11 protein-coding genes are annotated in these 15907 nt (G+C 72.2%); 3 read left to right on the forward strand and 8 right to left on the reverse strand.

Annotated elements, in window-relative coordinates; translation table 11 throughout:
- Positions 1–101 precede the first annotated feature (101 nt).
- The 3 genes from M5362_RS21595 to M5362_RS21605 all read right to left on the reverse strand — a co-directional run bounded on the left by M5362_RS21595 (position 102) and on the right by M5362_RS21605 (position 7410).
- A complete protein-coding gene (locus M5362_RS21595) occupies positions 102–2975 on the reverse strand; it encodes a serine/threonine protein kinase (protein WP_260229343.1) in 2874 nt (957 codons plus the stop codon).
- Positions 2976–3138: 163 nt separating this feature from the next.
- Positions 3139–5415 (reverse strand): serine/threonine-protein kinase, encoded by a 2277-nt coding sequence (locus M5362_RS21600; RefSeq protein ID WP_260229344.1) that lies wholly within the window; start codon positions 5413–5415, stop codon positions 3139–3141.
- A gap of 288 nt (positions 5416–5703) precedes the next feature.
- Positions 5704–7410, reverse strand: a complete 1707-nt coding sequence (locus tag M5362_RS21605; RefSeq protein ID WP_260229345.1) for a glycerol-3-phosphate dehydrogenase/oxidase — start codon at positions 7408–7410, stop codon at positions 5704–5706.
- 226 nt (positions 7411–7636) lie between these two features.
- Between M5362_RS21605 and M5362_RS21610 the strand changes: the two genes are divergently transcribed.
- Both M5362_RS21610 and M5362_RS21615 read left to right on the forward strand, forming a co-directional pair.
- Positions 7637–8878, forward strand: a complete 1242-nt coding sequence (locus M5362_RS21610) for a nucleotide sugar dehydrogenase (RefSeq protein WP_260229346.1) — start codon at positions 7637–7639, stop codon at positions 8876–8878.
- A gap of 90 nt (positions 8879–8968) precedes the next feature.
- Complete coding sequence (locus M5362_RS21615) at positions 8969–9460, forward strand: hypothetical protein (protein ID WP_260229347.1); 492 nt, start codon at positions 8969–8971, stop codon at positions 9458–9460.
- A gap of 69 nt (positions 9461–9529) precedes the next feature.
- Here M5362_RS21615 and M5362_RS21620 read toward each other — a convergent pair whose 3' ends face one another.
- The 4 genes from M5362_RS21620 to M5362_RS21635 all read right to left on the reverse strand — a co-directional run bounded on the left by M5362_RS21620 (position 9530) and on the right by M5362_RS21635 (position 13887).
- On the reverse strand, positions 9530–10654 hold the full coding sequence (locus M5362_RS21620) for a GuaB3 family IMP dehydrogenase-related protein (protein ID WP_260229348.1): 1125 nt from the start codon (positions 10652–10654) through the stop codon (positions 9530–9532).
- A gap of 105 nt (positions 10655–10759) precedes the next feature.
- A complete protein-coding gene (gene guaB, locus M5362_RS21625) occupies positions 10760–12262 on the reverse strand; it encodes an IMP dehydrogenase (protein ID WP_260229349.1) in 1503 nt (500 codons plus the stop codon).
- A gap of 139 nt (positions 12263–12401) precedes the next feature.
- Positions 12402–13004 carry a sigma-70 family RNA polymerase sigma factor gene (locus tag M5362_RS21630; protein ID WP_260229350.1) on the reverse strand — a complete coding sequence of 201 codons (603 nt, stop codon included), beginning with the start codon at positions 13002–13004 and terminating at the stop codon, positions 12402–12404.
- 271 nt (positions 13005–13275) lie between these two features.
- Positions 13276–13887 (reverse strand): response regulator transcription factor, encoded by a 612-nt coding sequence (locus M5362_RS21635; protein WP_003948568.1) that lies wholly within the window; start codon positions 13885–13887, stop codon positions 13276–13278.
- A gap of 451 nt (positions 13888–14338) precedes the next feature.
- Here M5362_RS21635 and M5362_RS21640 point away from each other — a divergent pair, with 451 nt between their 5' ends.
- Complete coding sequence (locus M5362_RS21640; protein ID WP_260229351.1) at positions 14339–14680, forward strand: WhiB family transcriptional regulator; 342 nt, start codon at positions 14339–14341, stop codon at positions 14678–14680.
- A 254-nt stretch (positions 14681–14934) separates the two neighbouring features.
- Here the strand turns inward: M5362_RS21640 and M5362_RS21645 are convergent, their stop codons facing one another.
- The gene (locus M5362_RS21645) at positions 14935–15840 is read right to left on the reverse strand and encodes a LysR family transcriptional regulator (protein WP_260229352.1); all 906 of its coding nucleotides are present in this window, start codon (positions 15838–15840) and stop codon (positions 14935–14937) included.
- Positions 15841–15907 lie beyond the last annotated feature (67 nt).

Raw genomic sequence — 15907 nt, forward strand, 5'->3', positions numbered from 1 at the left:
TCCCCCGCCTGTTCCTTCGGATGCCAGGTTACGGAGGGGGAGACGGGAGACGGAACCTCGGGGCTCGCAAAGGAACCTCACTGTGACCCGAACGGGTCCCCTCAGCGCGTCGCGCGGTAGACCTTCACGGCCTGGTCGTAGATCTCGGACACCTTGTCGCGCTCGCTCTCCGGGCCTATGACCTGGACGACGTGGTAGCGGCCCGCCTCGATCAGGGCGAGGTTCCGGACGAAGACGTCGCGGCCCGTGCTGTCCTTCCAGGTGAACTGGCCGACCGCCATCGCCTGCTGACCCACGTCGATCCGCCGCAGACCGGAGGCGCCGGCCCAGCTGGAGTCCCGCCACGGCTGGAGCTCGCCCTCCTTGGTGCGCTGGTACGCCATGGGGTCCGAGCCGTTGGCCTGCACCGTGTCGCGGCCGGGGACGACGATCAGGGTGAAATCTCCCCCTGTGTACCGCACTTGCCCGGCGTCATTGATCGGGCTGCGCCGCCAGTCCTTGGCGACACCGACCTCGAAACCCTCCGGGTCCTTGCGCAGGCCGTACCCGGCGGCGAGCGGGGGGCCGCTCGGGGTGGCGGCCGGCGGGGTCGTCTTCACGGAACCGGGCCTGGGGCTTGGCTTGGAGCTGGGCCGGTCGCCCGGCCCGGTGGACGCCGCCGAACTCGGTCCGGACGTCGGTGTGCCCGTCCGGGCGGCGGGCTGCCCGCCGTCCGCGCCGTCCTTGGGCATGAACAGCACGGCGTACGCGACGACGCCGACGAGCAGCAGCAGGATCAGCAGCAGGAGCGTGAGGCCGAGCGAGCGGGCGGAACGAGCCCCTCCGCCCGCGCCGCGTGGCGTTCGTGGCGGCCGGGGGGCGCGGGGCGCGCGCTGCGGGAGCTCCTCGTGAAAGCGCTCCTGGGCGAACTCCTGGCGCTGGTCGTACCGCTGTCCCTGGCGCTGGTCGTGGCGCTGGTGGTCCTGTCCTCGGTCCTGCCGCGGGTCGTGACGTACGGCCTGGGACTCGTCGCGGGCGGGCAGGTCCTGGTGCCGCTTGCCCTTCCGGTGGCGGTGACGGCCTCCTGCCGCCCCTCCGCGGCGCCTGCGCACCAGCTCGCCACGGCGCCGCACGACGGGCAGCCGGGCCGTGTCCACGGACGGCAGGGGGACGATCCCCACGCCCGCCTCCGGCTCCGGGGCGGACCGCACGAGGGAGCGCATCCAGCCGCGCAGCTCCTCGAAGTCGGGGCGCTCGGTGGGGTCCTGGCGCAGCAGGGACTCGACGACCGGGCGCAGCGGGCCGCACTCCTCGGCGAACGCCGGGGGCTCGGCGCAGACCAGCTGGACGAGTTCGGCGGCGTTGTCCTCCGGGTACGGGGCATGGCCCTGGACGGCGCGGTAGAGGAGCGCGCCGAGCGCCCAGAGGTCGGTGGCGGGGCCGATGGGCGGGGCCAGACGCCAGTTCTCGTGAACCGGTCCCGCCTGCTCGGGGGCCCAGCGCTCGGTGACAGCGCCGACCACGGCGATCCGGGCCTGGCGGGCCCGCTCGGCGGCGAGCCGGGTGGCCGGGCCGCGGTAGACGGACGCCGGCGGGCCCGCCTCGGCCGGACCGTCCCAGCCGCCGGAGGCGGGCACGGGCGCGTGCACGGGGGCGGGGTCCGGGGCGGGCGCCGGGGTGTAGCCCGCGGGGAGAGCCGGAAGCGCCTGGCCGCCGCCGGCCGGGATGGGGCCGGAGGAGTCGCGCGAGGCGTGCGGGCCGTCGCTCCAGGTACCGGCGAGCAAGGCGCGGGTCGGCCCGCCGTCTTCGCTTCCGTACCCCTTGCGGTACGGCGCCGGGTACTCGTCGTCGACGTCGTCCTCGTCCTCGTCGTCGCCGGTCTGGGACCACCAGTGCGGCTCGGGGCCGAGCCCCTGCGCGGGCACGGGCGCGGGCGGCGTGGGAAACGCAGGGAGCGCGCCGGAGGGCCCGGGGTCGTAGGCGCCGTAGGGGTCGGCTTCAGGGGCGCTGTGGGGGCCGGTCTCGGGATCCTCCGGGGCGGGTCCGGGGGCGGGCTCGGGGTCGGTCTCGGGATCGGTCTCCGGGAGGGCCTCGGGGGCGGGCTCGGGCTCGGGGGTCCGGCGCTGTACGGGGACGGCGGCCCCGGTCTCGCCGATGTGCGCCGCGGCGCGGGCTCCCGCCCGGTACGCGGCGATGGCGCCCGCGCGGGCCGCCCGTACGTCCGTGGCGGGTGCGCTGCCGCCCGCCGGGAGTTCGGGCCGCGCCACCGGTTCGCCCACCGCGGGCGCGGCCTCGCCCGTACCCACTCCCGTCGCCGCGCCGGTGCCGGCAGCCGTACCCGTAGCTGCACCCGTGCCGGCAGGCTCCTCGTCGGACCCGTACCCCTGCTCGTCCTCCTCGGCGAAGGGCACCGGTGCGTACCCGCAGAGGGCCTCCTCCGCCGCACCCGCCGCGAGGCCCGTCAGGACCACCCGTCCGTCGTCGCAGACGAGCACGGTCCGCGGGGTGATGTTCCGGTGGGTCCAGCCGTGCGCGTGGAGCGCCCGCAGGGCGGTGAGGACGTCGGAGCCGATCTCCGCCGCGCGGTACGGGCTCAGGGGCCGCTCGGCGAGGAGCGCCGCCAGCGGCCTGGCCGCGACCAGTTCACTCACTATCCACAGCGAACCGGCCTCCGCGAACACGTCGAAGACCTGGTCGAGCCGCGGGTGGTCCGGGATCTGCGCGGCGGCCTGCGCCGCCTCGACCGCGCGCCGGACCGCGGGGTCCGCCGGCCGCCGGGTCGCCCGGCCGGAGGCCGGCCGGTGCGGGGTGTATCCGGTGCCGTCCTCGTCGACGACCTCGGCGTCGATCACCTCGGGCAACGGCACCTGGTGGACCAGGACTTCCTGCCCGCTGTAGGTGTCAAAGGCGCGGGTCTCGACGAGTTCGTACGCGTCCTGCGGCGGTACGGGCAGGCGATAGCGGTCGGCGAGCACCCTTCCCGCATAGTCGTCCACGACGCCTCCCCACCGAGCGCGTTGCCCCCGGGTCGCACGGATCCCGTTCAGCTCATGAATCGCACGGAACGCGCGAAACCGTCAATTCCGGTCCGGGCCCGTACAGTTCGCGGCGCTTTTCGGCTGCGTACGGTCCACGGCCTCTCACGATACGTGGCGCCGGTCAGTCCTTGGGGCTGAACGTGGCGAACGCGGTGTCCCGCAGCGTCTTGCACGCGGCGGCGTTCCACTCGTCCGCCTTGCAGCTGACCATGATCGAGTAGCCGTGCGTGGCGTCAACCTTGAAGCCCCGGTTGAGTATCCGGACGCGCATGCCCTTCTCGTTGCGCTCGAACTCCCAGTCGGCGACCGTCGGGTACCCCTTGTACGAGACGGGCTTGATGGCGATGTGGCGGTAGCCGTTGCTGGAGGCGGAGACTCCGGCCACGGCGGCCGCCCACGCGGCGGCCGCGTCGTCCTTCGGGCTGCTGTTGTAGTCGACCTGGACGCGCGGATATCCGCCGTCGGCGTTGAAGATCCCGCCCGAGTTCCGGCCCGCTATGCCGTTGAGCTTGAACGTGGACGGCATCGCCATGGAGAAGTGGAACGTGCTGTTGGTCACCATCACGTACCCGGCGGGCAGCTGCGTCCCGGGGGTGCCGTTGCTCGGCTTCCCGGAGGGCCGGCCGGTCTGCCCACCCGAACCGGAACCCGAACCGGAACCCGAGCCGGAGCCGGAACCCGAGCCGGACGGCTGCTCGCCGCCCTGCTCTCCGGGATCGCTCGGGGTCTCTCCCTTGCCCTGGGTGTCTCCGTCGCCCGCCGTGGCCCCGGCCGAGGCCGCCTTGTCGGAACCCTTGCCGCCGCCCTTGTCGGCCGTACCGTCGTCACCGCCGCCGAGCGCGACGGCGAGGATGGTGCCGAGCAGGGCGAGGACCACGATCGCCGCGATGATGACGAGGGTGCGGCGCGGCACGACGTCGGTGAGCGAGGCCCGCGCCTGTGCCGGCCTGTTCCCGCCCTGCAGCGGCTCCGGCCTGGGCTTGGGCCGCTGCTCGGACCGCGCCGAGGCGGCCGCGTTGCGCACGGACTTCAGCGCGCCGCGCATCCGCTCGGCGGCCACGTCCGTGGCCTTCCCCTTCGGGGCGGCCTTCGGCTTCCTCGGCAGCTCCGGCGGCACCGGAGGCAACGGCACGACCCGGGTCGCCTCGGGCGACGGCTCGGGCTCCACCGGGGCGGGCGCGGGCGCGTCCAGCACGGCCCGGAGCAGCACGCGCGCGCCGGCGTCGTCGAGCCGCTGGTCCGGGTCCTTGGCCAGCAGACCGTAGATGACCTGCTCCAGCAGCGGCCCCGCGTTCTTCGGCGGGTCGACGGGCTCGGTCATCACGGCGGTGAGCGTCGCGATCGCGGAACCCTTGTCGTACGGCGGGCTCCCCTCGACGCTCGCGTACAGGAGTCCGCCCAGCGACCACATGTCCGCCGCCGGTCCGGGCTTGTGGCCGCGGGCCCGCTCGGGCGAGATGTAGGAGGGCGCGCCGACGAGCATGCCGGTGGAGGTGATCGACGGGTCGCCCTCGACCTGGGCGATGCCGAAGTCGGTGAGGACGACGCGGCCGTCCTCGGCGATCAGCACGTTGGACGGCTTCACGTCGCGGTGCAGGATGCCCTGGCGGTGCGCGGAGCGCAGCACGTCGAGGATCGCGAGACCGACCTCGGCGGCGCGGTGCGGCGTGAGCGTGCCGTCCTCACGGACCGCGTCGGCGAGGGACTTGCCCTCGATGAGCTCCATGACGATCCACGGGCGGTCGTCCTCGTCGACCACGTCGTAGACGGTCACGGCGCCGTTGTTACGGATCCGGGCGATGGCCTTCGCCTCGCGCAGGGTCCGGGTGATGAGGCGTCGCTTCTCGTCCTCGTCGATGCTGTTGGGGAAGCGGAGCTCCTTGACGGCGACGGTCCGGCCGAGGGTCTCGTCGACCGCGCGCCACACGGTGCCCATGCCGCCGCGCCCGAGGACGCCGTCGAGGCGGTACCGGCCGGCGAGCAGACGCTCCTCGGTCGTGGCACCGGCACGCTCGGACGCACCGGAGCGCCCGCTGCCCGCGGGCTTCCTGAGCCTCGGCGCATCGGCCTTCGGCTTCGCGCCGGAGACCCCGGCCGCCCTCTCCGGCTCGGGCGCCTTCTCCAACGCCGCTGCCTTCTCCGACCCGGGCGCCTTCTCCGGTGTGCCAGGCGCCTTGTCCGACCCCGCCGCCTTCTCCGACCCGGCTGCCTTGTCCGGCGCGCCGGGCGTGGCCTCGGCGGTGCCGTCGGCCGTCACCGCTTCCGTGCCGGACTTCACGTCCGGCTCCGCCTCACGTGCCGCGGGAACCACACCCCGGTCGCCGTCGGTTCCGGCACCCGCGCCGGCGTCCCGCCGAGGGTCCCGCGCCGTGTCCCGCGACTGCTCCGCCTCCGACATGCGTCCCCTCTGCGATCCCTGATCTTCGCCCGCGTCTGCCGCTTCTCGCGCGATGCGGTAACCCGCCCTGGAAGAGAGCCCATTGTCTCTCACCCCGGGACCGATCCCGCTCCCGGGTCCGCACTCCGAGAAGTCGGCCCCGCGCGAAAGCGCTCCCGCCAAGGCACCCGACGCCGCAGCGCCCCCCTCGGGTTCCGCACCCGTACGAACAGGATGCCGCAGACCCCTCCCAACGGCCCCTTCCGGACGCCCAGTTCGTCCAGAACCGAGCCGAGTGGACCCGACGGATCAGATCGGGACGATGTCCGGTGCCCCCAGTCGGGCCGCGTCGGCCGTCAGGTCGTCCGGCTGCCGCTGCGACTCCCGCTCCGCCTCGACCCGCTTCTCGTAGTGCTCCACCTCCTTCTCGATCTGGCGCGCGTCCCAGCCCAGCACCGGGGCCATCAGCTCGGCGCACTCCCGCGCGCTGCGGGTCCCGCGGTCGAAGGTCTCGATCGAGATCCGGGTGCGCCGGGTCAGGACGTCGTCCAGGTGCCGGGCCCCCTCGTGCGAGGCCGCGTAGACGATCTCGGCGCGCAGATAGTCGTCCGCCCCGGGCAGGGGTTCGGCCAGACCGGGGTCGGCGGCGATGAGCTCCAGGAGCTCCTCGGTCATCGAGCCGTACCGGTTGAGCAGATGCTCGACCCGGACGACATGGAGTCCCGTGCTCGCGGCGATCCTCGCCCGGGAGTTCCACAGGGCCCGGTAGCCCTCGGCGCCCAGGAGCGGGATGTCCTCGGTGACACAGGCGGCCACCCGCTGGTCGAGCGCGTGCACGGCCTCGTCCACGGCGTCCTTGGCCATCACCCGGTAGGTGGTGTACTTGCCGCCGGCCACGACGACCAGGCCGGGGACCGGGTGCGCGACGGTGTGTTCGCGCGAGAGCTTGCTCGTGGCGTCCGACTCGCCGGCCAGCAGGGGCCGCAGACCCGCGTACACCCCCTGGACGTCGTCCCTGGTGAGCGGCGTCGCCAGGACGCTGTTCACATGCTCCAGGAGATAGTCGATGTCGGCGCTGGAGGCGGCCGGATGGGCCTTGTCCAGGTCCCAGTCGGTGTCCGTGGTGCCCACGATCCAGTGCCGTCCCCACGGGATCACGAACAGCACGGACTTCTCGGTGCGCAGGATCAGTCCGGTGCTCGAATGGATACGGTCCTTGGGCACGACCAGATGGATGCCCTTCGACGCCCGTACGTGGAACTGCCCCCGCTCCCCGATGAGCGCCTGGGTGTCGTCCGTCCACACCCCGGTCGCGTTCACGAGCTGCTTCGCGCGGATCTCGTACTCCCCGCCCGCCTCGACGTCCTGGACCCGGGCGCCGACGACCCGTTCGCCCTCGCGGAGGAACCCGATCACCCGCGCGCGGCTGGCGACCTGCGCGCCGTAGCTCGCGGCCGTGCGGACGAGGGTGGTGACGAAGCGGGCGTCGTCCATCTGGGCGTCGTAGTACTGCAACGCGCCGACCAGGGCGTCCTTCTTCAGGCAGGGGGCCACCCGCAGGGCGTTGCGCCGGGAGAGGTGGCGGTGGACCGGCAGTCCGCGGCCGTGGCCGGAGGAGAGCGACATCGCGTCGTACAGCGCGACGCCCGAGCCCGCGTAGAGCCGCTCCCAGCCCTTGTGCTGCAAGGGGTAGAGGAAGGGGACGGGCTTCACCAGATGGGGTGCGAGCCGCTCCAGGAGCAGGCCGCGCTCCTTCAGGGCCTCCCGCACCAGCGCGAAGTCCAGCATCTCCAGATAGCGCAGGCCGCCGTGGATCAGCTTGCTCGACCGGCTGGAGGTGCCGGATGCCCAGTCCCGAGCCTCCACGAGGCCGGTCGAGAGTCCTCTCGTGACCGCGTCGAGGGCCGTCCCTGCGCCGACCACGCCGGCGCCCACGACCAGTACGTCCAGTTCACGCTCGGCCATCGCCGCGAGCGCCTCGGCGCGCTCGGCCGGTCCCAGTGTCGCTGTCCTCACCGCTGCCTCCCGTCGTCCCCCTGAGTGATCGGGCTCACAGACTTGATTCTGTCCCGGCCCTCCGACTTCAGCCACCGCCTGTGGATAACACTCGGCGACCTTTGACCACGCAATGCGGCATATCGGTCATATTTACGCCTAGTCTGACATTGCACTCGCCCCGTTCTGTCCACCGGGCTTGCGCGTCTCGTCCCCTCCGGCTATTGGGAAGGACGGCCCACCCCTCATGCCCGCTGACCTCGCCGTCATCGGCCTCGGCCACCTCGGACTCCCCCTCGCGCAGGCCGCGATCGCCGCCGGCGTCGACACCGTCGGCTACGACACCGACCCCCGTCCCGTCGCCGAACTCGCCGCCGGCCGCTCGCCCGTCGACGGCTCCCTCACCGCGTCGGAGATCCGCCGGATGCTCTCGGGGGGCTTCCGGCCCACCACCAACCCGGCCGAGCTCGGCCGGGTCCGAACAGCCGTCATCTGCGCCCCGGCTCCACTCGGCCCGGACCGGACCCTCGACCTCACCGCCGTCGCCGACGCCGCCCGGGCCCTCGCGGCCAGGCTGCGCCCCCACACCACGGTCCTGCTGGAATCCCCCGTCCACCCCGGCACCACCGAAGGTGTGCTGAGGGATCTTCTGGAGGAGGGCTCCGGACTCCGCGCGGGCCGCGACTTCCACCTCGCCTACTCCCCCGGCCGGCTCGACCCCGGAAACCGCGTACACGGCTTCGCCGGCACCCCCAAGGTCATCGGCGGCCTCACCCCGGCCTGCACGGAGTCCGCCGCCGCCTTCTACGGCCGGCTCACCGACAAGGTCGTACGCGCGCGTGGGCCGCGCGAGGCCGAGACCGTCAAGGTCCTGGAGACCAACTTCCGGCACGTCAACATCGCGCTCGTCAACGAGATGGCGGTGCTCTGCCACGAACTCGGCGTCGACCTCTGGGACGTCATCCGCTGCGCCGAGACGAAGCCCTTCGGGTTCCAGGCCTTCCGCCCCGGCCCTGGCGTCGGCGGACACGGCGTCCCCGTCGACACCGTCGGCACCCACCGCCCGCTCCGCATGGTCGAACTGGCGACCCAGGTCAACGAGCGCATGCCGCAGTACGTCATCCAGCGCTGCACCACCCTCCTCAACGAGCACGGCAAGTCGGCGCGCAGCGCCCGGGTGCTTCTGCTCGGCGTCACGTACAAACCCGATATCGCCGACCGGGAGGGTTCGCCGGCCGACGAGATCGCGCGCCGCCTGATGGACCTGGGCGCGGTGGTCAGTTACCACGACCCGCTCGTCCCGGACTGGCGTGTCCGCGACCTCCCGGTCCCCCGCGCGGACTCCCTCTACGAGGCCGCCGCCCATGCCGATCTGACAGTCCTTCTGCAGCACCATCGCACCTACGACCTCCAGGGTCTGGCGGTCAAGGCCCAACTCCTCCTCGACACCCGCGGCGCCACCCCTGCGGGAGCGGCCCACCGGCTCTGAATTCCCATGGGCGACTGTCGGAGCGGGCTGCTAGTCTCCGGCTCTTCGATCGCACACCCGTGCGCATGCGTCCCTGGGGGGATCAGCACCATGTCTCAGCCCGTTCCGCCGCCCGGCAACCCGTTCGCCGACGGCGCCGCGCCCGCTCCGTACCCGGCCGCCCCGGCGCCCGCGCCGGCCCGCAACAACGTGGGCCTGGGCCTGGTGGCCGCCCTGGTCGCCGCTCTCGTCGCCGCCGGCGTCTACGGCGGCCTCGCCGGAGCCATCGAGCGGGAGATCGGCTGGGCCGCCGTGGGCGTCGGCTTCCTCGTCGGCTTCGCCGCCGCCAAGGCCGGCGGCAACTACGCGGCCCTTCCGGTGGTCAGCGCCGTGCTCTCCATCGGCGCGGTCTACCTCGGACAGCTCATCGGCATCGCGATCATCGGCGGCAAGGAGCTGGACGTCCCCGCGACGGAGATGTTCTTCGGCCACTTCGGTCTCATGACGGAGGCCTGGAGCGAAGGCAAGGACGCCATGACGTTCGTGTTCCTCGCGGTGGCCGCCGTCGCCGCGTTCGCCGGAGCCAGGAAGGCCGCCCGCTAGGACACCGCGTACGGAGAGGGGCCCCGCACCACCCGGTGCGGGGCCCCTCTCCGTAGCGACGGAAGAGCGTCAGCGCTTGTGCTGCGAGTCCGCGACGGTGACCTCGACGCGCTGGAACTCCTTGAGCTCGCTGTAGCCCGTCGTGGCCATCGCGCGGCGCAGGGCGCCGAAGAAGTTCATCGAACCGTCCGGGATGTGCGAAGGACCGGTGAGGATCTCCTCGGTCGTGCCGACGATGCCCAGGTCGACCAGCTTGCCGCGCGGCACGTCCTCGTGGACGGCCTCCATGCCCCAGTGGTGGCCCTTGCCCGGCGCGTCCGTGGCGCGGGCCAGCGGGGAGCCGATCATGACCGAGTCGGCACCGCAGGCGATCGCCTTCGGCAGGTCGCCCGACCAGCCGACACCGCCGTCCGCGATCACGTGGACGTACCGGCCGCCGGACTCGTCCATGTAGTCGCGACGGGCCGCGGCCACGTCGGCGACCGCGGTCGCCATCGGGACCTGGATGCCGAGCACGTTGCGCGTGGTGTGCGCCGCGCCGCCGCCGAAGCCGACGAGGACACCCGCGGCGCCGGTGCGCATCAGGTGCAGGGCCGCGGTGTACGTGGCGCAGCCGCCGACGATGACCGGGACGTCGAGCTCGTAGATGAACTGCTTGAGGTTCAGCGGCTCGGCCGCGCCCGAGACGTGCTCGGCGGAGACCGTCGTGCCGCGGATGACGAAGATGTCCACGCCGGCGTCGACGACGGCCTTCGAGAACTGCGCGGTGCGCTGCGGGGAGAGCGCGGCGGCCGTGACCACACCCGAGTCGCGCACCTCCTTGATGCGCTGCCCGATCAGCTCTTCCTTGATCGGGGCGGCGTAGATCTCCTGCAGACGGCGGGTCGCGGTGGCCTCGTCCATCTCCGCGATCTCGTCGAGCAGCGGCTGCGGGTCCTCGTACCGGGTCCACAGCCCTTCGAGGTTCAGGACCCCGAGGCCGCCCAGCTCGCCGATGCGGATGGCGGTCTGCGGCGAGACGACCGAGTCCATCGGGGCGGCCAGGAAGGGGAGCTCGAAGCGGTAGGCGTCGATCTGCCAGGCGATCGAGACCTCCTTCGGGTCCCGGGTGCGCCGGCTCGGTACGACGGCGATGTCGTCGAACGCGTACGCCCTGCGGCCGCGCTTGCCGCGCCCGATCTCGATCTCAGTCACGATGTGTGGCCTTTCCCTCTACGTCTGCGCCTACCAGTATCCCCGACACAGACGCGTGGGGCGGCTCCGGCCACATGCCGGAACCGCCCCACGCGTCGCGCTGCGTTACTTCCTGCTGTAGTTCGGCGCCTCGACCGTCATCTGGATGTCGTGCGGGTGGCTCTCCTTGAGGCCCGCCGAGGTGATCCGGACGAAGCGGCCCTTGGACTCCATCTCCGCGACGGTGGCGGCGCCGACGTAGCCCATCGTCTGGCGGAGACCGCCGACGAGCTGGTGCAGGACGTTGGAGAGCGGGCCGCGGTAGGGCACCTGACCCTCGACGCCCTCGGGCACGAGCTTGTCGTCGGAGGCGACCTCGGCCTGGAAGTAGCGGTCCTTCGAGTACGACCTGCCCTGGCCACGGGACTGCATGGCGCCGAGCGAACCCATTCCGCGGTACGACTTGAACTGCTTGCCGTTGATGAAGAGCAGCTCGCCGGGCGACTCCTCACAGCCCGCGAGGAGGCTGCCGAGCATCACGGTGTCGGCGCCGGCGGCGAGCGCCTTGCCGATGTCGCCGGAGTACTGCAGGCCGCCGTCGCCGATCAGCGGGACACCGGCGGGACGGGCCGCGAGAGAGGCCTCGTAGATGGCGGTGACCTGCGGGACGCCGATGCCGGCGACCACACGGGTGGTGCAGATCGAGCCCGGGCCGACGCCGACCTTGATGCCGTCGACACCGGCGTCGATCAGCGCCTGCGCGCCGTCACGCGTGGCGACGTTGCCGCCGATCACGTCGACGTTCACGCTCGACTTGATCTTCGCCATCCAGCTCAGGGCGTTGCTGTTGTGGCCGTGCGAGGTGTCGACGACCAGGAAGTCGACACCGGCGCCGGCGAGCGCCTGGGCGCGCTCCAGCGCCTCGGGGCTCGCGCCCACGGCGGCACCGACGAGCAGGCGGCCCTCGGCGTCCTTGGCGGCGTTCGGGTACTTCTCCGCCTTGACGAAGTCCTTGACCGTGATCAGGCCCTTGAGCACGCCCTCGTCGTCGACGAGCGGCAGCTTCTCGATCTTGTGGCGGCGCAGCAGCTCCATGGCGTCGACGCCGGAGATGCCGACCTTGCCGGTGACCAGCGGCATCGGCGTCATGACCTCGCGGACCTGGCGGCTGCGGTCGCTCTCGAAGGCCATGTCGCGGTTGGTCACGATGCCCAGCAGCTTGCCGTCCGGGTTGGTGACGGGGACACCGCTGATGCGGAACTTGGCGCACAGGGCGTCCGCCTCGGCGAGCGTCGCCTCCGGGTGCACCGTGATGGGGTCCGTGACCATGCCGGACTCGGAGCGCTTCACCAGGTCGACCTGGTTGACCTGGTCCTCGACGGAGAGGTTGCGGTGCAGCACGCCGACGCCGCCCAGACGGGCCATCGCGATCGCCATGCGGGACTCGGTCACCTTGTCCATCGCCGCCGAGAGCAGCGGGATGTTGACCCGGACGTTGCGTGAGATACGGGACGAGGTGTCGACCGCGTTGGGGAGCACCTCGGATGCTCCCGGCAGCAGCAGTACGTCGTCGTAGGTCAGCCCGAGTGTCGCGAATTTACCGGGCACTCCGTCGACGTTGACAGTCATGACACCTTCCCCAATGGCCTTGATCGGTGCGGATGTCCATGCTAACGGGCCTCGACGGTGTCTCATTCCACGATCAAGATCAGAGAGCAGGTTTGGACGTTCGTACGTGTACGTGAGGGCCACCGGCCCTCGCCGACCCTTACTGCTCGGCGAGTGCCCGCAGACGGCTGAGCGCGCGGTGCTGCGCCACCCGTACCGCCCCGGGGGACATCCCGAGCATCTGGCCGGTCTCCTCGGCCGTGAGGCCGACCGCCACCCGCAGCACCAGCAGCTCGCGCTGGTTCTCCGGGAGGTTGGCGAGGAGCTTCTTGGCCCACTCGGCATCGTCGCTGAGCAGCGCGCGTTCCTCGGGGCCCAGCGAGTCGTCGGGCCGCTCGGGCATCTCGTCGGAGGGCACGGCCGTCGAACCCGGGTGCCGCATGGCGGCCCGCTGCAGATCGGCGACCTTGTGTCCGGCGATGGCGAAGACGAAGGCCTCGAAGGGCCTGCCCGTGTCCTTGTAGCGCGGCAGCGCCATCAGGACGGCGACGCAGACCTCCTGCGCGAGGTCCTCGACGAAGTGGCGAGCATCACCGGGAAGCCGGTTCAGCCGCGTGCGGCAATAGCGCAGGGCGAGAGGGTGCACGCGCGCCAGAAGGTCGTGCGTGGCCTGCTCGTCGCCGTCGACGGCACGGTGAACGAGTGCACCGATCTCCCCCGGCCCTACGGGCATGGGGGACCCCACGGTCTCGTCGTCGCGCATCGCTCCATGGTGCCTTGACGCCTGAGCGTTCGCGGCACCGCGTCCGTTGTTGTGCACTGAAGCGTTATGAGCAGGTGCGCCGGAACTCATCTCCTGCGCCCTCCCCTTCCGCTCGATCGACTCGTCCCCGAGGAACTCCACATCTTCAAGGATGCGGCATCCCGCGCGGAAGTGACACAAGCCGCCGCAACGGAGACCCGGGCAGCCGTCGTGACGGGGCCCGGGTGCCGCCCCGTCCGCGCTCGGCGGACGGGGATGCGGCCGACAGGGCCTAGCGGACCAGGCCCCAGCGGAATCCGAGCGCGACGGCGTGCGCCCGGTCCGACGCGCCCAGCTTCTTGAACAGCCGCCGCGCGTGCGTCTTGACCGTGTCCTCCGAGAGGAAGAGCTCGCGCCCGATCTCCGCGTTGGACCGGCCGTGGCTCATTCCTTCGAGCACCTGGATCTCACGTGCGGTGAGCGTCGGCGCCGCCCCCATCTCGGCCGACCGCAGCCGACGAGGGGCGAGCCGCCAGGTCGGGTCGGCGAGGGCCTGGGTGACCGTGGCCCGCAGCTCGGCGCGCGAGGCGTCCTTGTGCAGGTAGCCACGGGCACCGGCGGCGACCGCGAGCGCGACACCGTCCAGGTCCTCGGCGACGGTGAGCATGATGATGCGGGCGCCGGGGTCCGCGGACAGCAGCCGGCGGACGGTCTCCACGCCGCCCAGACCGGGCATGCGTACGTCCATCAGAATCAGGTCCGAGCGGTCCGCGCCCCAGCGGCGGAGGACTTCCTCGCCGTTGGCCGCGGTGGTCACGCGCTCCACGCCGGGCACGGTCGCGACCGCACGGCGAAGAGCCTCTCGGGCAAGCGGGGAGTCGTCGCAGACGAGGACGGATGTCATGGCCGCCCTCCGCAGCTGATGCGCGTCACCTTGAGCCTCCAGGGCTGGTACGTATCGTCACCTGTGCGGTTGACGCTCTCGGACACCTGCCCGAGCGCTTGTTCCTTCAACCGCCTCCGCACTCTCAACGACGGTCACTCGAAAGAGTTACGGGCCGGGCGGCCGCCTTCGGCACTCTACGTGAGGGCGCGTGCGCAGAGGAGAGCCACGCAGGTGATCCGTCCATCGCTGGAAGCTATGCCCCATTTAGCGGGTTTTCTTCCCTTTTTGTGGTGTCTGTGGCTAGATTCGCAATGAGTCATATTTACATCTACTAAGACAGTAGTTGTACGGTCGGGTCGAGCCCGCGAGAGCGGGTACGCGAGACCCATGGGGGGAGAAGGGCCCCCGGCTCATCGGCCATCAACCCGCCCACCAATCCGTTCGACACGGTTTCAAGGGGACTAGCGCAATGGCAGATTTCTCCCGCCTTCCCGGACCCAACGCCGATCTGTGGGACTGGCAGCTGCTCGCGGCCTGCCGCGGAGTCGACAGTTCCCTGTTCTTCCACCCCGAGGGAGAGCGCGGCGCGGCACGGAGTGCGCGTGAGAACTCGGCGAAAGAGGTCTGCATGCGGTGCCCGGTGCGCGCGGAGTGCGCGGCACACGCACTCGCCGTACGCGAGCCCTACGGCGTATGGGGCGGCCTCACCGAGGACGAACGCGAAGAGCTCATGGGACGAGCCCGCAATCGCCTGATCACGGCTTCGGCCGCGGCGTCGGCATCGGGTTCGGCAGGCGCGGGGCGCGCCTGAACGCCCGACGTCACTGAAGGAACGTTTCTGCCCGTGGCGGGGCCGGGACCTCACCCCACCCGGCCCCACGGTCCCGCGCCGCACGCGGCCCGGGGGCGTGCGGCGCGGAGGGGCAGCTCGGCACAGAAGACAGAAGTGCGCCGGGGCCCGGATGGCGCCACGGTCCGCCCCGCGCCGCGAGGCGGCGTCGTGTGCGAGGTGACCGCCGCGCCCGAGGCGACATACGCCCGAGGTGGCATACACCCGAGGTTGCGCTACGCGCGCGTGGCCGCGCGTCCGGCCGCGCGGGTCAGTTCGTCCAGGGTCGCCGCGACCGCAGGGACCTTCGCCAGGTCGGGCAGGGTGAGGGCGACGATCTCGCGCTCCACGGCCGGTTCCACCGCGACGGTCCGCGCCCCCTTGGGGCGTACGGACTCGATCGCGAGCTCCGGCAGGACCGCGACCCCAAGGCCGGCCCCGACCAGCCCGACCACGGCCGGGTAGTCGTCGGTGGCGAAGTCGATGCGCGGGGTGAACCCCGCCTCCTCGCACACGTCCACCAACTGCCGCCGGCAGCGCGGGCAGCCCGCGATCCAGGACTCGTCGGCGAGTTCGGCGATGCCCACCGCGCGGGCGTCGGCGAGGCGGTGCCCCTCGGGCACCAGGCCCACCAGGCGGTCGGCGAGCAGCGGCCGGACGATCAGGTCGTCCCACTCCGCCGGACCCGCGCCGTAACGGAAGGCCAGGGCCACGTCGCAGTCGCCCTCGCGCAGCATCTCCACCGAGCGGGGCGGCTCGGCCTCCACCAGCGAGACGCGCGTGCCCGGGTGCGCCGCGCGCAGGGCCGCGAGGGCGGTGGGGACCAGCGTCGAGCTGCCGCTGGGGAAGGAGACCAGCCGGACACGGCCGGCGCGCAGCCCCGCGATCGCGGCCACCTCCTCCTCGGCGGCGGTCAAGCCGGCCAAGATGCCCGAGGCGTGCCGGACCAGGGCCTCGCCCGCCTGCGTGAGGCGCATCTCGCGGCCCGTCCGGATCAGCAGGGTCGTACCGGCGGAGGTTTCCAGCGCCTTCATCTGCTGGCTCACCGCGGGCTGGGTGCAGCCCAGTTCGCGCGCGGCGGCGGAGAAGGAGCCGGTCGCGGCGACGGCGCGCAGGACGCGGAGATGGCGGGCCTCGATCATGTGTCGAGCATAAGCGAAGCTTGGACCTCGGAGCGAATACTTCTTGGCGGCTTTGGGGCGGGAGGCC

It is taken from the genome of Streptomyces sp. Je 1-79 (assembly GCF_025195125.1).
Taxonomy (GTDB): domain Bacteria; phylum Actinomycetota; class Actinomycetes; order Streptomycetales; family Streptomycetaceae; genus Streptomyces.